The sequence below is a fragment of the bacterium genome, from assembly GCA_036382775.1.
Classification (GTDB): Bacteria; Hydrothermota; Tepidihabitantia; order SM23-42; family JAOAFX01; genus DASVHD01.
In genome coordinates this window covers 1-20955 of sequence record DASVHD010000038.1, presented here as the reverse complement: position 1 = coordinate 20955, position 20955 = coordinate 1, and the positions used below count along the sequence as shown (strand labels likewise).

The following is a 20955-nucleotide window of genomic DNA, read 5'->3' as shown; positions in this document are numbered from 1 at the left end:
TATCCTATTGTCAACTACAAATTAATAAGTAAAATATTGCAGAGATAGTTTACTAATAACAAGACTTGCTGGTAAGCTTATTTGTATTAGGAGCGGGCATGAAGAAATGTCACTTGTACGAAGTTACACTGGTTGATGGAAAGGTCTATTGCGGCGAAATTTTATCCAAAAACGGCAAGGTACTGTGGCTGAAACTGAAAAGCAGCGAGAAAATCCGTATCAACAACGAAGCGGTGATGGTGATGAAAGATCTCGGTTGGCAAAAAGTATATAAAAAATGAATTGACCTGCCATGGAAATACTACATTGCTGTCTATAATATATTCCAGCCGATAAGACGGTTTACGGTCTCCCTGACCGCAGCGATCGCGGAATTGATGGCGTGTTCGGCAAGAACCAGACTTATTCCCTCGCATGCCGTAAAGACCATTTTCATCGAACGCTGGTGCATTCTTATCAGTACTTGCGCCTGCTCCTCATCGATCTTTCCCTGCGCTTTCCAGGCGGCTATATCCGCAATATCTTGACCGAACTTCTTTGTTTCACTTTCCGCATAGATTTTCACCTCATTCCATTTAACGCCCAGCAGTGTTTTTATTTCTTTTAACATCTTCTCAATAAGATCTGTTATCTCTGTTTCAAACATAATGGAAACCTCCTTTTTAAATCCAAATCAAAACACATTATGATGTTTTGCGATGCCACTTCAAACAAAGCAGATATCTTGTAATCGCCCCGAATGACCGGTCAAATGCTCCCTGCATGCTGCCGATAATTTTTAGCGATAAATCCCGTTTGTGCGAATTCTCAAGATCGCCATATAATAACTGGAGATCATTGAACATGTCCGTAAGGGTAGATTTTTTCGTGCCCTCCTCAGAAATTTCACTCCGGGTAATTAAGATTCCCACCATACCCGCAACATCAGCATAGAAGTTTTTGTTATTTTCATAACTTCCTTCCGGACTATCCACATTGCGCTTTAGACCTGACAAATAAGAATTTGTATATTGCTGCAGTTCAGTGGTTGAATTGTCCAATATTTCATCATATTGCCCTACAAACCTGACGCCGATTGTGCAATGAGCTATAACTATAGCGAGTATCGGCAGCATTATTTTCAAACGGCCGGATTTTATAAACATTATTTACCTCCTTCAATTATTTCCGCTGCATGAATTACGTGCAACAAAAGATTTTACCTCCCTTAGAGTGATTTATATATGCGAATACTTTACACTTGATGAAGATCCATCGGTGCTGAAAGTCACGTGATAGTGCTGATCGGTCCGGTACGTGTGCATCTGTTTTGTCTGAAACAGGTCAATAACTTTCTGATCAGGATGGCTATAGGGTCGCACATGACTGCTAATGCCCAATTCCACGCCGGGTGGGCAGGCGCTAGCCCAAGGTGTGTTATTTAATTGATCAAAGGTCCCATTGATAGAACCGTGATGTGGAACTTTAAAGAATTGAGTTTCAATAGGTATTTGACTTGCAATTTTATCCCACACTCCAGCCTCGGCGTCACCGGTAAGCATAAATACACTGTTGTCTAGTTTTAATTTAATAACTACCGAGTTATTGTTTTCATTCGTGTCAATCGCATCTGCGCTAGGCCACAAGACGATCATCTTTACATCACCAAAATCCGGCAGAACTTTGGTTGTATCCAGCGATTCGTGGTGTTTCACATTTGTCGAGCGGTTGGCGTAATCAATAAGCGTCGCGAGACTGCTCCAGTTTAGTGATTTGGGATACCAGAAATTTTTTGTTCCGAAGTCTTTCATTATTGCCTTTAAACCCTGGCCATGGTCCGAGTGGGCGTGGGAAAGCAAGACAAATTCAAAAACCGGTTTGGCGTCTGGTATTTTTACGTTCTTTTTCTCGAAATATTTGTCGAGAAAGATATACGACGAGCGAAAATACATGGTATCATTTGAATCCACCATAGCATAGCGAGTAACATCATTGCTATCCATGGATTCAATCAGGATTGAATCCCCCCATCCCACATCGATCAACGTGACGCTCAGACTGCTCATTACCGCATATCCAGTTTATTCGGATCTTCCGATTTTTTAGACTTTTCTTCTTGCCATCTTAAGGCGAGTTCCCTGTTTTTCGGGTATATGTTTTTAGCCTTTTTGACAATTCCCTGTGCCCATGATGTAAAAGAGCTGGTTTCATCGTCAGAGTAAGTAAATCTACCCCTTAATTCCCGGCAGTTTTCAATAAACTGTTCCTTATGAATCCGGTTATACCGGTATTCGTATGCTTTGATGAATAGCTCTGTCGTAATCCGATAAACACATCCTCGTTTATGATAATTTCTCTTAAAAAGGCTGTTCGGCAGCCAGATATCATTGACCGTAACATACAAGTTAGTATTTGACTCGATTTCATCGAATAATGACTGAATGGTTTCAGACGTATTAAACCTATTTTCTACACCCAACGGTATCGAAATGATACCTGAAAGTCCCAATAGATAAAAAGGGAATTTAAATCTGCCCAATCCGAGTATCCAGCCCGGAGATGGTATATCTGATTCAATAATGAAATATGTGCAACGCGTCATTTCGAAGTCGGCATAATTCTTTATGTCGTCAACAATTATAGGAATCGAATTGTCAAATCTGTGTGCCGCACTTGCTACGGGTAATATGATGCTTTCCATAACTATTCTTCTAATAACCTCTCGTATAGTTTATATAACATCCATGCATTCTGCAAGAAGATGTTTTTTTTATTATTAACAGAATTATACCGGCTTTACGTGTTCAGCTATCTAATTCTATATAATCAGCGCTTACCCATTTATCATTCATACCAATCTTATACCAGCCATTGTCAGTATCGTAGATCGTTACTTCGGTACCTTTCGTGAGTTTTTCAATAACTCTTGCTCCCTGGCTTGGACCGGTTCTGACATTCAAAGACGTTTTAGCAGTAACTTTACCGGTTTTGATTTCTCTCAAATAATCCTCGGATACCCATTTATCAGCAGTGCTGATTTTACTCCATCCGACTGTTTTTTCGTAGATGTCTACAAACGTACCATAATTGAGTTCTCCAACTTTCTCACTGCCCCTATCGGGTCGTGAACGCACATTCAGTTTCGTTGCTGTAACGACGGCGCGACTGAGTTTTTTTTGACCTCCTGAAACCGGTATCGTACTCGATTTCGTTAGCTTCTGCAATTCCGCCGTAATCAATGGAATGAAATTCCGTTTTGCGCTGTCAACTGAATTGCCGCCAAAAAAATTCGTCCCCGGGCAGGATTTGGTAACGCCTGTGCCGTCCGTGTGTTTTCCTGTTTTAAGGTCGAACCAGTGATGGTATATTACAGTATTTATATCGGGAGTCAGATTAAACTTTAAACACAGAACTGCGTTGACGTGGACGATTGCATCTTTTTGTGCATCGGTCATAGCATCCTTGCCCTTATCGAAATTACCGAGATTTTCAATGCAGATACCGAAAGAATTCTGCCCCTTAAGCCCTGCAGGTGCTTTATCAAGATCCCGGCATATGGCGATCTTGCCGTCAGGAAATGTGGTAATATTCTGGGCAATATCGCCCCAGCCGTTGTTATTCATGTGATAATTTTTCATACCTGTAAGTAAGGTGAAGTGATTATTAATCTTAAAATGGCTCATGTCCGGTAGGTAGGTGTGATGATTTTGGATCACCTTGATGACCCGGTTGACGTTATCCCGCATTAGCCAATCTTTTATTTCGTTCCTGTCGAGCAATATGAAACCGCTTTTTTGCACCATCTAAGCCTCCTTACAGTTGCTAGAAGAAATCATAATCGTCAGCTTTCGTAGTTTCTATTTCAGTTGATCATCCATCCGCATTTTCACTCGATGATTTTCCCAGTTCCTTGACCGCGATTTTAATGTTTATGTTCGTGTCCTTTGAAACTGCCGTATCAGCAGTTGGATTTTGTTCGATTACTTTACCCAATACATCGGGACTGTCGCTCAGTATGAGTTCAATTTTTCCAAGATTCAGTTTTATTTCTTTTAGTATACTTTCGGCTTCTTCTTTAGTTTTTCCTGTCAAATCGGGAACTTGTACTTTAACGGTTTCCGTAATTTTGAGAAGTCTGTTGACTTGATCATCAAGCCAAACAAAAACCTTGTTTGAGCCGTAGCCTGCAAGTGCACCGATAGCAAATGCCGATAGTGCCTGTGTAGTTGTGCTGGAATTGGAACCGAAGTCGCCTGCGAATGCTACTATACCGCCACGAATGATAGCATATACGATCGCGGCAAGAACAATGCCAACTAAAGGCAACGAAACATATTTCCATACAAAGCGCCAACCAAACGCCTGCCTTTCAGAATGCCAGATGATGATGCTGCGCATACCATTGATAATTCCACCCAGACCTCCGCCGATGACCGTATACATGACAAGCTTGAAGAACGGGGAACTGATAACACCCTGGTTCTGCGGAAAAATTAGTCTTAGTAAGAAAATTTGTCCAACACAGAAGTCGAAAAGCAACCAACACAAGAACACGAGCATGCCTATCAGATATAGCATGCTGATTACAGCAGCAATAATATCTCGCTGCGATTCGGGGAAAAGTTTGAATGCCTTTCCCGTTTGTTCGTCTACCGCAATTTTTTCTGTCATAAAACCTCCTTTTGTTATTCCAATACTAATTATTTAACATAGATTCAGGTTTCACAATTTATCCTTGGCTATTATCACTGAGATATTTTTTAGGTCATTCCATAGGTAAATTACCTATGACACCAGGCGATGCCGATATAATACCTATAAGTATTTCACCTTTTTTGGCTGGTCTAATCTTTTCCCCATCCAGTAAAACAGAGATACCAGCATGGATTGCCTTACCATCAACAGATTCAAAATACTCGCCATAGTCCAAGGGTCTCAGTATAAGAGGTCAGACAACTGAAAAAAGGGCAGAAAAGTTCGCTCTTTTATACTCTGCTCAACGCTTACGGAAATTTTGTACCGCAAATCGTCAATCTCGTCCCATCGTATATATCTCTTTTGTGTCGTTTCAGATTGGTCCCTCTCCTGATTTGAAGATATCGCCCCAACTGCATCGTTAATTTCACCGTCGGTTATACAAAGACCGGCATGATCGTTATGCTTGGTTCTATAATCATTTCTAAATTGTATCAAACGCAGACTGATCAACATATTCAGTTTCAAAAGCTCATCTAACAAGTATTCACGGCCATTTTTATATACCGGCATCATTACTGTCTCATCTTCCATCTGTTTACCCTGAATATTAACACTCACACTATAATCCTCCCATACTGTTCATAGCATCAAATCTCCTGCCCATTGATCATTTATTATATATTATACTAAATTCGTTAACTTTTGGTGAATTGAGTTTTTTTTATTTTTAACAGCACAACAGTTACCCTGGTCGTCCGTTCTTCAAACAGCTGTCCTATTGACACAGATGTTGTCTTGTCTATAATTACTTGAGGATCGGAGATGAGTAAAATTGATATAAAAGGCTATGAAACTATTGAAATACTGAGAGAAACGTATCATTCACAAATATACCGAGTAAATAAAAATAACAAGTCCTTTATCTTGAAGATCAGTAAAACGCCTAACAGCGACCTAAACACCCTTATAAAGAGGGAGTTTACTATTCTTTCCCAATTTAAACATAAAAATATTGCCAGCGTATTCGACTACGGAATTTTAAAAGATGGACGTGCGTATTTTATTACTGAATACATCGATGGAAAGCCACTTAACAAAGCCTTCAGTGGTTTTTCATTTGATTTTATGGACGCTACACTCCAAATACTCGATGCGCTCGTTCAGTTTCATGACCGTGGATATTTTCATGGGGACCTTAAACCTGATAATATCTTATACGAACCAAAACAAAAAAGAGCGGTGTTGATCGATTTTGGTTTTGCATCCTCTAAAAACGATTGGATTTCGCCGCGGGGAACGTTAGGATATGTTGCACCCGAAATAATTAAAGGCCTGGATATCGACGAACGTACAGATCTTTTTTCATTAGGGGTAATCTTGCATGAAATACTGCATGGTATTGTCGTCGGCACTGAAAATGTCGTTCATCACGATTCAGGTCGGCCGGCTAAAGACAACGAAAATATACCCGAACCAATCAATAGAATTGTATCACGGTTGGTAGCCGTCGAGCCGGTATTTAGACCGACAGCTGGAGAGGTATTTCAAACACTCTCTCCCTACTCTCGAGAGAAGAGAAGGAAAAAACAACCGGCAAATGTCTCATTACCACCACTGCCTTTTACCGACACAAATGGCTTGATAAGAAAATTAAATAGTATCACAGGAATGGCCGGCAGCATGTATTTGGTTACGGGGGATAAAGGCTTTGGTAAAACAAGGATTCTCAATGAATTGAAATATCAGTACATGTTAGCCAATATCCCGTTATTACATTATTACCCCAGCAGCGGGATGCACTTTTTCACAAGTTTTACCGAGCGCGCTAAATACAAACCCGACAATGGAGCAAATAACAATAAGTTCCTTGTATTTGAAAAAGCAATCCGGAAATTCATAAAAAATTTAAAAACCAGCAAGCATCCAACCGCGATCATGATTGACGATTTACATGAACTGGATGGATTCGATCGATCTTTCGTTCGCTACCTGAAATATAGTATTGATCGCTCCAACATATTTATTGTGGCGACCAGCCAATTTGATTTTGAAATGGATAAACTAGGGGACAAAAAATTCGATTTAAGACCATTTTCCCTTGACGAAACCGCCGCTCTGATAAACAAAACTCTGACTGGCCTGGATAACAAAGAATTTTGCGAATGGATAAATTATGTCAGTTCCGGTAATCCCTTACTGATTGAAGAAATCATCAAACATATCCACGAGGCAAAAAAGCTATATTATAAAGACAACATATGGCACCTGGATAATGATTATGCAAAGCTGAAATATCCCAGAAAATTAAGTGATGTAATGAACTCTAAACTAGAAAGACTTGATTCATACGCAACGACTATAGTACAACTTCTTTCCCTTAGTTGTCAGCCACTTGAAGAAAATTTAATAGCAAATCTGGTTGACCAGGATCCACACCATTGGATCATGAGCCTGTTGAAACAAGGACTTGTAAAAGAAATCAGAAAAGATGAAAAAATATTCTACACCTTATCCACCAATGCAATCAAAAATATTGTATTGGGGAACTTAGGTAAATTAAAAAAGCAATCATTAGGTAGAAAAATGTTTGCGGTCACCGAGCGAATGCCACAAGGTAATGCCAAATATGCTCCGTTGCTTGCCGATCTTGCCGATCTTTTGAACGAACAAAACAAAATCTACAAGTATGCAAGAATGGCCGCTGAAGAAAAGGAAAAATTATCAGATCTTGAATCAGCGCTGGTATATTATAAAAAAGCGGCAGCAAGCATCAGTCCGGGTCTAAACAAAGAATTGATAATATTACTCAATAAAATCGGTGATATTGAAAGTCAAACAGGCGCCATTAACATGGCACTCGAAGATTATAAACAAGCATTACCAGTTTCTGAAAATGAAGAGGAAAGATCCACGATACACTACAAAATCGGCTCATTATATCAAAGGCAAGGACAATATCCTGAATCCATAAATTTCTTCAAAGAATCATTGAAATCGTCCGATCCAAAAAATATCCAATACGCAAAAATTCAAAACGGACTTTGTTACAGCCTGATTCACTTACAGCAATTTGATGAAGCTCAAAAACTGCTAACTAAATCATTGATGGCTGCTGATGTTAAAGTTCACTCCATACTGTATGCTGAAACCCTCTATCTCACCGTGGTGTTAGACTGGCAACGCAATCATTATGAAAACGGTATTAAAACAATCAAACAAATTTTGGATATGTCAAAGCGCAATAGTAACCCGTCCTTTACGGCCAAATGCTACAACCTTCTTGGTTCATTGTACCAGCAGCAAAACAAATACGAATTGTCTGAAAAGGCGTATATAAAAGCCATGGATCTCATCTCTCCACTGATTGACATCCAAACAATGGTCGTAATATTAAACAACCTCGCACTCATTAGTAAAAACCAGCTTAAATATGATAATGCAAATCATTATTTTAGTACTGCTCTTGCGAATGCAAAAAAGATCGGCAACAATAATATAATCGCAAGCGTATTATCAAATATTGCCAATATCTACGAGATTAAGGGTGAATTTGAAAAGGCGATTCAAACTAACCTGGAAGCAATATCCTATGATTCACATTTTTCTGTGAGTGCACAGAATCTCGCATTATTATACTGCAGGAAAGGGGATTATGTAAATGCAGAAAGAACTTTGAATGAAAACGCCCACGGCCCACCTAATCTCCCATACAACATGGCAAACGCCTTAATCCTTGCTTATCGTAATGAGAACGAAAAGGCGATATCGCTCGTAAAAAGTTTGTGCACCGGGTTTAAGGGTGCTGATATTGAAATATATGGAAAAATCGGTTGCTATCTCAAAGCATCTGAAATTTATTATAATACTCAGAACTACAGCGATTGCATGAACGTGGCAAGAGAAGGAATAAAAATTGTACCGTTTGATTCCAGAGAGCACGCTGTTTTTAAGGCAACCATCCAGCTCTGCGAATATATAAATGGCGAAATCCCCAAAATGGACATTGACCCTTACCTGGTCCCATTAAAAGAAACCGGGTGCATTTGTGATTGGCTTATGTTGAAAAGAATGGAAGCCGAGGCGAGATGTAAAAAACTCGGGACACAATATGACGCCAGTTTTTTTAATGAATTATCCGGTATTGAGGATTTATGTAAAAGTATTGGAGCCCTGACCGAACAAATGAGAATTCAAAAAATAAAGGAAATGATGTTAAAAAATAAATCACCGTCTTCCAAACCCGAACCGGATAACACGCAATATTTAGATGTTTTTTCAGAAATCAGTAATATTATCGTTGATCATATGGGAGATGAATTTTTTGTGAATAAACTTCTCGATGTCGTAATTCATGCTACCGGTGCGGAAAGAGGGGCGCTTTTTATTATTGAAAAATCGAAAATATCACTATTGGGCTGTAAGAATATAGACAACCAAACCATTAATGATGCTAAAACAATTTCGAGAAGTGTAATAAAAGAATCAGGAGGAACATGTAAAACAATAATGATCTCAGATGCGTTGAAAGATTTTGATTATAGAAATGTAAAAAGCGTCATACTCAATAAGATTCGTTCGATTCTTTGTGTACCCTTTGTCTTATCTGCAAGATATAAAGGAGCGATATATCTGGACAGCAGATTTACTCCCGGCCTTTTTTCGCAGGAAAACATGGGTTTCGTCAATACCGTGGCAAGACTCATGGCTGCAACGATTGAAAAATCGTGTAGTTTTAAGAATCTAACTGACGAGCACAGCATTTTGAAAACAGGCATTATGGCTGAATGGGCAAATGAATACCTGATTGGCGAATCCAAGTCGATTATCGAAATCAGAGAAATGATTGAGCGCATCGCCCAAAACGACTCAACCATCCTCATTACCGGTGAAACCGGTACTGGCAAAGGTGTCGTCGCAAGGTTGATTCATAAATCAGGCAATAGAAAGTTATTTAGGTTTGTACAGGTTAATTGCATTGGATTACCTGAAACACTCATTGAATCCGAGTTGTTCGGATACAAAAAGGGAGCTTTTACCGGTGCTTTTTGTGACAAGATCGGACTGTTTGAAGAAGCCCAGGGTGGTACACTTTTCCTTGATGAAATTGCTAATATGCCTTACGCCACACAGGGGAAACTCCTTGATGCAGTCGAGGAAAAGAGAATCAGACGCCTAGGTGAAACCAAAGAACGAACAATCGATACCAGAATGATATGTGCAACGAATTGCAATATCGAACAAACCTTGCAACAAAAGCTATTTAGAGAAGATTTATACTACCGGCTCAGTGTCCTGAATATACATATGCCGCCGCTCAGAGAACGTACTATCGACATACCCATTCTTGCTGACCATTTTTTAAGGAAGTATTCATTGGAATTAAAGCGTGAATTCAGGGGTTTTCATAAAGGGGCATTGAAAGCGATATTATCCTATGCCTGGCCAGGCAATGTCAGAGAACTGCAAAATACAATTGAGAGAGCAGTAATATTGGCAAAGAATCCTTATATACTGCCTGATGATTTGAAATTAAAGCATGAATTTTCCTCTACGTTTAATACTACTCGAGAAAAAATCTCAAAAGAGAGTATTGCCAATGCCATTAAACTAGCCAAGGGGAACATCTCCTTTGCAGCAAAAATACTTGGTATAACAAGACCAACGTTGTATAAATACAAAAAGTATCACAAGATTTAGCTCACGTCTAAAATATCAATGTAAAAATTTTTTCTTTTGTGTAAAATCATTTACATATTCCTTTTAATGGGATTGCAGTCTGGAACAGGCATAGTACGCCCAAGCAAATAATACTGTAAAACTCTTTACAGTTAATTTTCATATCAATAATCTTAACAGCAGAAAACACCTTGAATATCAATACTTTTTTCCATGTTATCTTGGCATGATTTTTGCTGTAATGTATATAAAGGAGGTTATATGAAAAAATTACTACAAATTCTTTCCATGGTAATGCTTGTTATGAGTATTTTGTTACCAACGACTGTATCAGCTTTCACGGACTCTAATTCTCCATTATACGGTGATGATACAATCCTTCCCCCGCCACCGCCGACACCACCTCCGCCACCACCCCCTGGTCCTTAACACAACCAGGTACTGACTCAACTTTTCTTTAAGCATATTACTCAAGCAGGGAGCTGCAAAAGAGTAACTTACCAAATGAAAAACGATCGTAGCAAATACATGAAAGACTACCGAGAGAACTACGGCGACAAAATGAAAGAACAAATCGCGCAATGGTGGAACATCCATCCTGAATATTATAGACAATGGTGCAAGGCGAATCCGGGGTATCATATAAAGTGGCACGAGAAACGTAAAAATCTCTACATGAAAACCTGGCGGCAAAAAAATCGAAAGGGATACAATGAGTATTTGAGAAATTACATGAAAAAATATCGTGAAAAGGATCGGTCAGCCATAGTACAATAAAAAATTAATGATGCGTCGAAAAACATCGTTTACAAATGGCATCAGAACGTTTTTATACAGTATTTTATAAATAATCAAATACCAATGTTTATAAAACCCATAGATTCTCGTTAATAATACCTTACTTCGTCGAATTTTGATTAAAACGTTGTACGGGGTTGTCAGTCCATTAAGTGCTATGTGGTATCCAAAATCGAAAAATAGTTTACCTTGAATATACTATTCTTCAGAACATCCTCCGACCGGCGGCGCATTATCATTATTAATGTCTCATTTCAGTGATTTATAAATCATTAAATATAAATAGTAATTTAACCGAATGAGGCTTGCGCATCTGTCGGAGGTGAACAGCAGGCTGATAGGGAAAGTGCAGCAATAGTCAGCCTGCTGTTCGTGTGCCGCTTGTTTATCCCCTCCAACAATTTTTATATTTTCATTATGAATAATTTTATATAAGCCATAATACTGACCTTACCCCAAGTGCGTGAAACGTTAAGTAGCCACATTATGCCCGCCCTATGGGTGTATGTTCAACAATTTTGGCCAGCACAGCGAAATGATGAGTACTGCAATCCAAATAAGCACGATCACCCTGGAAGTGTCTCGAATAACCAGACCATGGCTCCAGCGTCCAAGCTTTCTTGTCCCTAACTTTTGATAAATTCCACTATTGTTTGGGATTCCAGCCAGATCTTCGATCTCCTGCCCAGACTTAATGCAAATCTCGAAAAGCTCCCGCGTCCGTCTATCGAGCAAGTAAAGTACTACGACCGAGAGTATTCCGATTAATGTTATAAAGACAGCAACAATCTGACCCGGCTGTTCACGGAAGATGAAGTAAAACAGTGCCGCATTTACAGTAGCAAGATACGCAATCACTTTGAACCGAAATGAAACCAAAAAGCGATGCAGACTTTCTGTATGCTCGTACGACTTCAACAAGACATCCTTGCAGGCTGATAAATTCTCTGAGCTAGTCATTTTTCCTCCTATCTGCCATCACGCAAAACGGGCGGTTGCGCATATTGGTTTAAGTATATACGACGTTGCGAGCGAAGAGAGCGATGTCCTCGGCGAGGGTATTGGGATCATATGCCGGTCGGGGTCCATTTCTCATTTTAACACGGAATAGGTTCATCATTTCTCTTTCTTGCTCTTCCGCTTAATGTCCTGGCCATGAGCAGGTTTGTAGGTCTGGATGTCATTGAACCAACCCTTTTTGTCGTGCACGGCATAAAGTTTTTTACCTGACGTACTTCGGTGCGTTGTTTTTTTTGCCATGTCACAGCCTCTTTTTAATATAATAGAATAACCATTGTATCGCTCACACGCAATAAGATGTTTTTTTTATTATTAACAGAATCGATTGAACTTTATTTTAAAATAAATAACATGATGGAGATCATAGCGCGATAAATTGCGGACCTAACTGGTTAGTTCTGCGCTTCGGCCGGCCGCCGGCAGTGTAGTCCGCAGGCCGGATATTCTCAGTGGTTGAAATTACGGATTTTACAGACAATTACTGAAATATCATCCATCTTTTCGATGTAGAATGTAGAGATTCAACCCCCATTTGTTCCCAAATTTCAGGACCTAACTCCTGATTCGTGTACTAGAATTGGCTAAATAAATGGTGAAAACCATGTTGTCTGCTTATAGCCCGATGAGTATTCTGGATCATAAGAGGTCGGTATTGGATATGAAAGCCATGTGTTTTCTGAATAAATAGATAGCGACGAAAATGCAGATGCAAACACGAAAGGCTTAGGGCCAAAAGGGCAAAGGACGATACGAGAAGTTTTTTTCTTAGCGTTGCGACATACATCTTGAACTAAGTGCATTAGTGAATCTAAATTAGCAAGATTTAGTGTCTTCAGAGTAAACCCTTGCCTAATTCCATTTTGAATTTCAAAAAACAGCCAGGCGTTCTGAATGTCAGATACGGTGGCTAGTCGAGAAGGCATTGGTTCAAGTGGCAAGACTTTTATAACAAGCGCCCTGTTAGCTTCCACTTCATTGATTGCTAAACGGAGCCGATCGCCCTCATGGCCTAGTATGGCTATGAGTGTCGTAGAGTCAAAAGGATCGGTAGAATCTAGGTCGAGTCGCACAAGTAGGGTACTAAGCCACTTACCCTTTCCCCAAATGTTTCTTGATGGATTCCCGTAGTGTTCAGGTTGTGAGTAAGCCAAGGTTACTGGGAAGCTTTCCCTTCTGTTAATAAGCCAATATGCCAGCGCAATGGTATGTATTTTAGTTAGGCACGTGATATCGACTATTAGATGTATCAAAGAATGTGCATTCTCTAATTCAGTTGATAGTGTTTCTAGTTTCCCGATGAATTCTGCATACCTATAAGGGTGCACAATTTGTATTTCTCCTTTGTCCTTGACTAGATTTTCAAATTGATTTCGATTTATTGCACGACTTTCTTCTCCTTGACTTCTTGGCGATATATTGGTTGCATAATCAAAAGCGATTACTCGATGAAGATGGATATTTTCATTGAGCAGAGCTTCTATAGATCCATTGCATCTTGATTCGAAACTAATAGCACCAATCCAAACCAACATTGTATCATTGTCCGGTTTCGGCAAAATATCGGTGTATGCGTTAAAGAGTTTCATTTTGTTTTCTTGAGCACATCAAGTATGTATCGAGATCGTTTAGAAATCATCGATACTAAGCCACTGGTATTGGTGCAGCTTTCTGAACGTGGGTGTGATTCGAGTAGACCCGGGAAAACAAGGGACGACTTGTCGTTTGACATATTAATCAAATACATGGTTCGGTGGTATCTCTTGTTGTTGGCGGTATATCCAATCTGTTTTGTTGCGAAGATCCCTCCCCCAAGACAAGCAAGGTAATCATCTATTGTATAGTCAAATGCTAAGATAAGAGTGCCAGCAGACCTAACAAGTTTGATCATTTCCTCAAGATTGTCCAGATTAAAGGATGCCTGGTGGAACCGGAGATCAAGATTTGATTCTTTAGTTGTCGCCTTTATGCGTTCATGAAGTAATAAAGCACTGGCTGGGCCAATAAAAATCACGAGTTTTGGTTCTGGACTAGTTTCGAGATTTCTACCAGTGGAGTCTCGTTTCCAGCAACTCTTCGCATCAGGATTGTTTTCGAGCAGTGCTGCAATTGATGTTTCGAGTCGATACAGTTGTTCTTCTGTACCACTAAAGAATTGAAACTGGCGATTGGTTATCCATTTGGGGAGGCCAAATGCTTTTGTATTGTCGGCAAGGCATTGAATAACTGGAATATGCGTGCCGATCGCAACGCCATACTCTACAATGATGTCTCTTCGAGGTACTGAAAGATCACACAAAACCAAATCGACTGGGGAGATTTTTTCCATGATAGCAGGAGACCAGCGTGAAGAACCAGTCAACACACCTGTGGCCACTTCGATTGAACCCCCGAACTTTGTTGTAATCAAATCCCCCAAGGACACATGCTCTGTTTTTTCAGGGTCGCTCATCCAGTAGGATATGAATATTCTCTTGGCTGATCTCGTTGTCCGGCTGAAAGGTTTGCTCCATTTGTCTAATGTTTCTTCCGTGATCTCCAATTCAACGGGGTTGGGATCAAAGCGAGAGATATCTATATTCGGATCATTGACGAGCAGGAGAGGTGCAATCTCACAAACAGATGGAATAACTCCAGGTACATAATGTTCCGTAGGGCCCGTTAAGAGGATCCCTTTCTTGAGTGCGACTCTTATCATATGCTGTGCTTGTTTGCCTTTAACATCCTCAAACAAATCGCTCTTAGTAAATAATAGTAATGATCGACCAATTGATGTGGAATTCCTTCCTCTTTTTGCTGAAACCTTTCGGCGCCATTCCTTCACCATCGACTTAGGGTTTGCTGACCAAGCTCTGAGGCCATCTTGCACAATATCTTCATAGCTTCGAGCGACCTCATGAACAGATTGGAACCATGATTCATCGGGATTCTTATCTGCCGATCGAAGACGAATGTATTCGTGGATTGTACTGATCGCGAAGCGAAGAGAGGGCCACATCAAGTTTGCTATGAGCTGTGTTCGATCTTCAATTTCAGACTTGTAAGGTTCTATCAAAGGTAGCGCCTGAACGAACTGGTGCACAAATCCCGTCGGAGTCTCGCCTGTTGCACTTCTCCCGAGCTGGATTATACGATAAGAGTCTCCCGAGGTGATATCTGCAGAGATAGCTTCTGGTTCTGGTGCTGTTGGGCATGGCCTAGTTGCAAGGATTGAGACATAGTGACTTGATCTTCGCAGCAAACTAGCGATAGGCAAGAAGAAATTTGAGGATACTTGATCAATCTGATCGACGAGCAAGACGAGTAAAGCATTTTTCTCCTTACGAATGTCATTTCCGAGCGCATTGGCAACCGTGAACACTGTGGGTAAGGATTCGGGAAGTTGCAGCCCATTCTTTAGGGCATCCTTTATTCTCTTTCTTGACATACTCCTTATTTCATTGGGTTCAGTGGTGCGAAATGCTTCAGAAAAAAGTGACCAGGTTGAATGAAATTGATTGGGACTTTGAAATGCACCAACACTCTCACATAAACCAATAACAATGGCGAGTGCCATTGCATCCAGCATTACCATTCCACGAGGTGATAACCTTTCAGACCTGTAAGTTTCCGTTTCTCCGGCAATTTGTGAAGTCCATCTCAAGGTGTCGACGAATACTGGAATGACATTAGGTTTTGAGCTCAAGTTCGTGAAGAGTGTTTTAAGCATAATTGTCTTGCCTGAGCCAAGAGGGCCGACTATCAAGGTGTTGCGTTCGAGATGTGGCAATCCTTCTGGATGTTGGACATACAACGATGCAGCATCTTCATGGGAATAAAGACTGGCATCTGCTCGAACATCAGCGAACTGTCCAGAAAACTTTTGAGTCTTTATTATGCCATCAATGTCAAGCATTTTGTAGGCAACTTTATCCAGGTTGTATAGGCTATTGCACTTAATTCGTTCACAGACGAGCAGGTTCGTCTAGGGACCCAAATCTGTACGAAAGACGAAACTTGATCCCGATGGTTATCGGTATTTTGCTTATTTATCCTCATTTTTCTTTCTTGCACGTTCTTCTAATGTCCTGGTCATGAGCAGGTTTGTAGGTCTGGATGTCCTTGAACCGACCCTTTTTATCACGCATTGCGTAAAGTTTCCTACCGGTTGCACTCCGATGTGCAGTTCTTTTTGTCATATCCCAGTTTCCTTTTAATATAATAGAATAACCATTGCATCACTCCTATGCAACAAGATGTTTTTTTTATTATTAACAGAATCGATTGAGTCTTATTTTAATATGGTAATATTGTAAAGTTCATGGCACGACAGTTTTCGAACCCAATTGGTTAGATCTGTACTTCGGTCGACCGCCGGGTGTGTAGTCCGCAAACCGGTTATTTCATATAGTATCATATCGTGACATTATCCATTGGGATTACGGCGGTTTTATGGATGAAAATTTAACATTTTATAGTATTGCGGAATTCGTGCCGAGATTTAATGGGTTGCGATGTCCAAAAATAAAATGGTCTAACAATCCGCTATGTATACGTAGTTAGGCCTTTTTCTATACCTAATCAACAGCTAATATTTTTAAAAAAAAGCCAAACTCTACTAGATCCCTTCGAAAATTGCTATTATAGAAATATCTTCTGAGATTATGGTGGTTTTAAGGGCTATGATTCAACTTTTTATAGTTTTCGTTTAATCCCGTATGATGCATAGCGGGGCAGGGTGGAATTTGTTCCCACGATCTAATCGTTCAGTTTTATTAATGGTTTTGAAAAAGAATTGTTATCAGTTTTCACCACCAAGAAATATGTTCCAGCTGCGATGTTACTTAAATCCAGCATTACACTATGTATACCAGCGTTATTAAGTAGTAGCGACTTAGCCATAATCTTTCTTCCCATAACATCAAACAATTGGATTCTAGCAAAACCTGTCGTCGAAACAGCGAATAATAATTTGACCGTATTTTTAACTGGATTAGGAACGATATTCAAAAACATTGGGATATTTTTCTGTTCTTCCACCGCCGTCAACTGTTTTCTCCGGTAACAAACATATTTGTCACCCAACGTATCAGCAACCCAAATTATATGGAGAATATTGTTATCCAGTGCTAATCGTGCTGTTCCAAGACAAGTAACACTCTGTGATATAATATACGGAGTGCTCCATGTTGAATTTTGTCGGCATTGATATCCGATGCACCCCTGGGTAAGATTGCTGTCTGCATAATAACCATACGCAATGTGTATATTATTAAAAGAATCCACAATCATCGCACTGCAAATAATCATAAGCGCCAGGTTCAGATTTCCAGTCACGTCTTCGGAGTTTGACCAATTTGAATCATCATCAGAAAACGAATATAATATTTGTTCTGCTAATATATCATTATTCAAGTCCTCTGACCAACATACATGCTTTCTTAATTGATGATCAACCACTATCCTTGGCCAATATGACAGCGTATCGAGGTTATCACTATAATGAACCACGTAAGGACCAAACCAGGATCCACAGGTCGAATCAAGGTGATTATAATAAACATCATTATTGTGGTTGGGTAGGAGTGCATTCTGGTAGGTTAATCGGGTTATACTTAGGGAATCAATAATAAAATGAAAATCCGGACTACCATCGACGACCTCTGGACCATACCAAGTGTTACCAATTCGCCATATATGCCGAATCCTCTTGGTTGGATCAGGCGCTGTCTCATTGCCATACATGATATGTAAATTGCCAATAGTATCGCAGGAAATGTAGTACGATCCCTCGGAAATCGTGGCATTGCTTGCAATGTATTCAAAACTGCTCCAACTTGACCCATTCCAAAATGAATATGCCAGCTTGTCAACGCGTCCAATAAAACCAATGCTGTTTACACCCCAGATTATATGGACTATCCCATTTTGATCAACACATATACGGGGAGCTGAGCACTCAACATTAGATTCTGACAGGGTAACTGGATTGGTCCAAGTATTATTATTTTTTATGCTTACAAAAATATTGTCGGTATACATATTGTTGCTTGTATCCTGGTCCCAGGCGGCAATCAGACAAGAATCGTTTAAGCATACCAGATCAGTATTCATGATAAAACCACTACCGTGTTTAGGAAGTATTACCGCCGGTTCCCATGATTGCGCATTTGCACATGAATTCAGTATAATTAAAATAGGAATAAATAAAGATCTAATCATATAACACATTACCTCTCCAGGCGAGAATTAAAGCGGCTGACCTAAACGGCCAGCCGCTTGATAATCTAGTGAGTATGATAAGCATTCGTGTAGACAAAGCCACTGCCGTTGCAGCGGTGCTTTCCATATGACCACCAATCCTGTGTTTGACTCTTTGAGTACAGAAAGAGCCAAACAAAACACTTATAAACACAGGAAGTTTCGGAAGGGCCACCAACTTTTCTGAGTGTGTAGTTTTGAGCGCTATGAAGCTTGCTCCATATTTCCGTATAAAGATAAAGAGTAACATTTGGTGGAACCATTGGAACTTTTTTAGTACTCGCTCCACAATATTCAAGCTTCCAGAAAAGAGATCCCCACGATACTGCCCATGCTTTTGCAGACCAGCCATCGCTAGGCGATTCATCTTGATCCCCAAGCCCCGCATCATATAAAGAATCAATCTCCTCGTCCGATAATTCATGGAAATCGTATTGATACCATAATGACTCAGGGATTACTACTGGGGGACTCGGTTCGAGGTCGTCTATCCCTCTATTCGGTCCATTAGAATTATCGTTTTGTTCATCTATTACAGCATACTCATCATCTATGGCTTTGTCAATGCTTTGGCAGGACGTCATTAAAGCCATACATACAATGACGCCCAAATACAGACATGCTCGTCTAGACATTTTTACCTCCTTTTATTATTATCATGAATCCATTATGGAATCATGTTTTTCCCCTCGCATGCTTTTTAGCATTATAAAACAAATTATAACATCCACAAGGTGTGTGTTTTTTTTATTATTAACAGAATGGATCGAATATTGTATCGGATTGGATTATACTATATAGTCCATGGCGCTACTGTTTCCGGATCTAATTGGCTAGATCTGTGCTTCGATCGACCGCCGGGGGTGTCGTCCGCAGGCCGGGTACTCTACATCTTGGCTGAAATAACCGCTTTGACAAACAACTACTGAAATATCGTGGCTTTTATGCTATAAACTGTAAAAAACATGATTAGTCAGCTTCGTTTCGGATAGAAACTCACGCCAATAGGTCAAAAGGATAAATGAACTAGTCACGAATTGAGTTATCAGATCCGATTTTTCTGAAGAAATATGGGATTAACAATCCGCTATGTATTTCAGCCAATTTCAGGACCAAATCAACAGGCCATGCTTCAAAAGTATAATGAATTTTCAAGATTACTTCACACCAGAAAAATGTCCTAAAATATCGACAGTTTTATGGCATAAAAGATATAATAAAACGTTTGTCAATCGAAAGAAACTGATTATGCTTACGATAAAGGAGATAATATGAATTATGTTGGAATTGATTTGCACCGTAGGTTTTCGCAATTTTATGTGTACGACGACCAAACAAACACGGAGACTACGCAGCGGTTAAACAATGACAAGCCTGCCATTCAACAATTCTTTGAGCCGCTTAAGAATGACTGCAAAATTGCGGTTGAAGCGACCGGGAACTGGTATTGGTTAGTGGATTTACTGCAGGACTTAGATACCGAAGTATTGCTTGCTAATCCTTTGCAGACTAAGGTCATCGCCCATGCCCGGGTCAAGAATGATAAGGTTGATGCCCGGATGTTGGCCCATCTATTACGTGCCGATCTTCTCCCGACCTGCTGGATTCCGGAAAAAGAAGAACGCAACATGCGGGATCTCTTACGCATCCGGCTTCGTTTGTTGATGTTTCGGACCCAATTTAAGAATGTCATTCGTGCCATCCTGTCCAAATTCAACATTACTTCAGAGTGCCGGCAGATATGGTGCGGTGAAGGTCGCGATTCATTAATCGAAATTATCTCGCCTAAAGAAAAGGACGCACTGACGCAAATCTCCTTACCTTCACCTTATGCTGAAGCCATCAAACAGTGTCTGCGCCACATTGATTTTCTTTCGGACCAGATTGATTACTGGGAAAAAATCATCACCGAGAAAGCGGCATTATCTGCCGACGCCCAATTGCTCATGACCTTCCCCGGACTAGGGAAACTGTCCGCCTTCACGATTATCTATGAAACCGGCCCGATCACCCGATTCCCGGATGCCAAACGGTATGCGGCATATGTGGGGTTAATCCCTAAAACAAAAAGTAGTGCCGATAAGCAACACCATGGTCACCTCTGCAAACAAGCCAATATGTACTTAAAACGCATCTTTGTCGAAATTGCCCTGCACGCTTCACATACTAACCGCACTGATCACCGGCTGATTCAATATTATTACCGTTTAATGAAACGAAAAGGCAAAAGCGTTGCCCGAATTGCGTTGGCACGCAAAATTGCGGGCATCATCTATCATATGCTTAAAGACCAAATTGATTATCAAACCGCCATGCAGAAAAATATGATGGCTGGGTAAGCCTCATTTTATAGTTAATCATTGATAAAATGATTCCGTAAAAGATTAGGCAGCCCAACCATGCTCCGAATAGATACCATGTCCTATAATGGACGAATAGCAGTCTGGTTCTACCCGACTGGCATTATCAGGAGCACTTAATCATATCAAAGGGGGTGATTTAGAAAGAACTAATTTATATTGACAAACCTTTTATAGCACTATAAAA

18 protein-coding genes are annotated in these 20955 nt (G+C 40.1%); 4 read left to right on the top strand and 14 right to left on the bottom strand.

The annotated features are described in order from the left end of the window. Window positions 1-98: 98 nt before the first annotated feature. Window positions 99-281, top strand: a complete 183-nt coding sequence (locus tag VF399_09915) for a hypothetical protein (GenBank protein HEX7320652.1) — start codon at window positions 99-101, stop codon at window positions 279-281. A gap of 32 nt (window positions 282-313) precedes the next feature. On the opposite strand, the gene VF399_09910 is transcribed toward VF399_09915, so the two are convergent. The 8 genes from VF399_09910 to VF399_09875 form a co-directional block, all read right to left on the bottom strand. Next, window positions 314-646 carry a hypothetical protein gene (locus VF399_09910; GenBank protein ID HEX7320651.1) on the bottom strand — a complete coding sequence of 111 codons (333 nt, stop codon included), beginning with the start codon at window positions 644-646 and terminating at the stop codon, window positions 314-316. A gap of 37 nt (window positions 647-683) precedes the next feature. Beyond that, the gene (locus VF399_09905; GenBank protein ID HEX7320650.1) at window positions 684-1145 is read right to left on the bottom strand and encodes a hypothetical protein; all 462 of its coding nucleotides are present in this window, start codon (window positions 1143-1145) and stop codon (window positions 684-686) included. 72 nt (window positions 1146-1217) lie between these two features. Beyond that, window positions 1218-2045, bottom strand: a complete 828-nt coding sequence (locus VF399_09900) for a hypothetical protein (GenBank protein HEX7320649.1) — start codon at window positions 2043-2045, stop codon at window positions 1218-1220. Next, the gene (locus VF399_09895) at window positions 2045-2680 is read right to left on the bottom strand and encodes a hypothetical protein (protein ID HEX7320648.1); all 636 of its coding nucleotides are present in this window, start codon (window positions 2678-2680) and stop codon (window positions 2045-2047) included. Before VF399_09895 ends, VF399_09900 begins: the two co-directional genes overlap by 1 nt. 103 nt (window positions 2681-2783) lie before the next feature. Further along, window positions 2784-3782, bottom strand: coding sequence for an SH3 domain-containing protein (locus tag VF399_09890; protein ID HEX7320647.1), 999 nt, complete (start codon window positions 3780-3782; stop codon window positions 2784-2786). Between the two features lie 67 nt (window positions 3783-3849). After that, window positions 3850-4650, bottom strand: coding sequence for a PASTA domain-containing protein (locus tag VF399_09885; protein HEX7320646.1), 801 nt, complete (start codon window positions 4648-4650; stop codon window positions 3850-3852). A 94-nt stretch (window positions 4651-4744) separates the two neighbouring features. Beyond that, window positions 4745-4909, bottom strand: coding sequence for a peptidase G2 autoproteolytic cleavage domain-containing protein (locus tag VF399_09880; GenBank protein HEX7320645.1), 165 nt, complete (start codon window positions 4907-4909; stop codon window positions 4745-4747). A gap of 5 nt (window positions 4910-4914) precedes the next feature. After that, window positions 4915-5268, bottom strand: a complete 354-nt coding sequence (locus VF399_09875; protein ID HEX7320644.1) for a hypothetical protein — start codon at window positions 5266-5268, stop codon at window positions 4915-4917. Window positions 5269-5499: 231 nt separating this feature from the next. Between VF399_09875 and VF399_09870 the strand changes: the two genes are divergently transcribed. Continuing rightward, complete coding sequence (locus tag VF399_09870) at window positions 5500-10374, top strand: sigma 54-interacting transcriptional regulator (GenBank protein ID HEX7320643.1); 4875 nt, start codon at window positions 5500-5502, stop codon at window positions 10372-10374. 507 nt (window positions 10375-10881) lie between these two features. Continuing rightward, window positions 10882-11130 carry a hypothetical protein gene (locus tag VF399_09865; GenBank protein ID HEX7320642.1) on the top strand — a complete coding sequence of 83 codons (249 nt, stop codon included), beginning with the start codon at window positions 10882-10884 and terminating at the stop codon, window positions 11128-11130. 516 nt (window positions 11131-11646) lie between these two features. Here the strand turns inward: VF399_09865 and VF399_09860 are convergent. The 6 genes from VF399_09860 to VF399_09835 all read right to left on the bottom strand — a co-directional run bounded on the left by VF399_09860 (window position 11647) and on the right by VF399_09835 (window position 19043). Continuing rightward, window positions 11647-12111 (bottom strand): hypothetical protein, encoded by a 465-nt coding sequence (locus VF399_09860; protein ID HEX7320641.1) that lies wholly within the window; start codon window positions 12109-12111, stop codon window positions 11647-11649. A gap of 156 nt (window positions 12112-12267) precedes the next feature. After that, window positions 12268-12411 carry a hypothetical protein gene (locus VF399_09855; protein HEX7320640.1) on the bottom strand — a complete coding sequence of 48 codons (144 nt, stop codon included), beginning with the start codon at window positions 12409-12411 and terminating at the stop codon, window positions 12268-12270. Window positions 12412-12752: 341 nt separating this feature from the next. Then, window positions 12753-13757: a hypothetical protein gene (locus VF399_09850; protein ID HEX7320639.1), complete on the bottom strand. Its 1005-nt coding sequence runs from the start codon at window positions 13755-13757 to the stop codon at window positions 12753-12755. After that, entirely contained in the window at window positions 13754-16063 is a 2310-nt protein-coding gene (locus VF399_09845) for a hypothetical protein (protein HEX7320638.1), read from the bottom strand. The genes VF399_09850 and VF399_09845 overlap by 4 nt, the downstream gene beginning before the upstream one ends. An 842-nt stretch (window positions 16064-16905) precedes the next feature. Beyond that, entirely contained in the window at window positions 16906-18378 is a 1473-nt protein-coding gene (locus tag VF399_09840; GenBank protein ID HEX7320637.1) for a T9SS type A sorting domain-containing protein, read from the bottom strand. A 56-nt stretch (window positions 18379-18434) separates the two neighbouring features. After that, entirely contained in the window at window positions 18435-19043 is a 609-nt protein-coding gene (locus tag VF399_09835) for a hypothetical protein (protein HEX7320636.1), read from the bottom strand. Window positions 19044-19679: 636 nt separating this feature from the next. On the opposite strand from VF399_09835, the gene VF399_09830 reads away from it, so the two are divergent. Then, entirely contained in the window at window positions 19680-20747 is a 1068-nt protein-coding gene (locus VF399_09830) for an IS110 family transposase (protein HEX7320635.1), read from the top strand. The last annotated feature ends 208 nt before the right edge of the window (window positions 20748-20955 follow it).

Coding starts and splice junctions, on each gene's coding strand:
- VF399_09915 (HEX7320652.1), top strand. CDS start 99: ATGAAGAAATGTCACTTGTACGAAGTTACACTGGTTGATGGAAAGGTC.
- VF399_09910 (HEX7320651.1), bottom strand. CDS start 646: ATGTTTGAAACAGAGATAACAGATCTTATTGAGAAGATGTTAAAAGAA.
- VF399_09905 (HEX7320650.1), bottom strand. CDS start 1,145: ATGTTTATAAAATCCGGCCGTTTGAAAATAATGCTGCCGATACTCGCT.
- VF399_09900 (HEX7320649.1), bottom strand. CDS start 2,045: ATGAGCAGTCTGAGCGTCACGTTGATCGATGTGGGATGGGGGGATTCA.
- VF399_09895 (HEX7320648.1), bottom strand. CDS start 2,680: ATGGAAAGCATCATATTACCCGTAGCAAGTGCGGCACACAGATTTGAC.
- VF399_09890 (HEX7320647.1), bottom strand. CDS start 3,782: ATGGTGCAAAAAAGCGGTTTCATATTGCTCGACAGGAACGAAATAAAA.
- VF399_09885 (HEX7320646.1), bottom strand. CDS start 4,650: ATGACAGAAAAAATTGCGGTAGACGAACAAACGGGAAAGGCATTCAAA.
- VF399_09875 (HEX7320644.1), bottom strand. CDS start 5,268: ATGGAAGATGAGACAGTAATGATGCCGGTATATAAAAATGGCCGTGAA.
- VF399_09870 (HEX7320643.1), top strand. CDS start 5,500: ATGAGTAAAATTGATATAAAAGGCTATGAAACTATTGAAATACTGAGA.
- VF399_09865 (HEX7320642.1), top strand. CDS start 10,882: ATGAAAGACTACCGAGAGAACTACGGCGACAAAATGAAAGAACAAATC.
- VF399_09860 (HEX7320641.1), bottom strand. CDS start 12,111: ATGACTAGCTCAGAGAATTTATCAGCCTGCAAGGATGTCTTGTTGAAG.
- VF399_09855 (HEX7320640.1), bottom strand. CDS start 12,411: ATGGCAAAAAAAACAACGCACCGAAGTACGTCAGGTAAAAAACTTTAT.
- VF399_09850 (HEX7320639.1), bottom strand. CDS start 13,757: ATGAAACTCTTTAACGCATACACCGATATTTTGCCGAAACCGGACAAT.
- VF399_09845 (HEX7320638.1), bottom strand. CDS start 16,063: ATGCTTGACATTGATGGCATAATAAAGACTCAAAAGTTTTCTGGACAG.
- VF399_09840 (HEX7320637.1), bottom strand. CDS start 18,378: ATGTGTTATATGATTAGATCTTTATTTATTCCTATTTTAATTATACTG.
- VF399_09835 (HEX7320636.1), bottom strand. CDS start 19,043: ATGTCTAGACGAGCATGTCTGTATTTGGGCGTCATTGTATGTATGGCT.
- VF399_09830 (HEX7320635.1), top strand. CDS start 19,680: ATGAATTATGTTGGAATTGATTTGCACCGTAGGTTTTCGCAATTTTAT.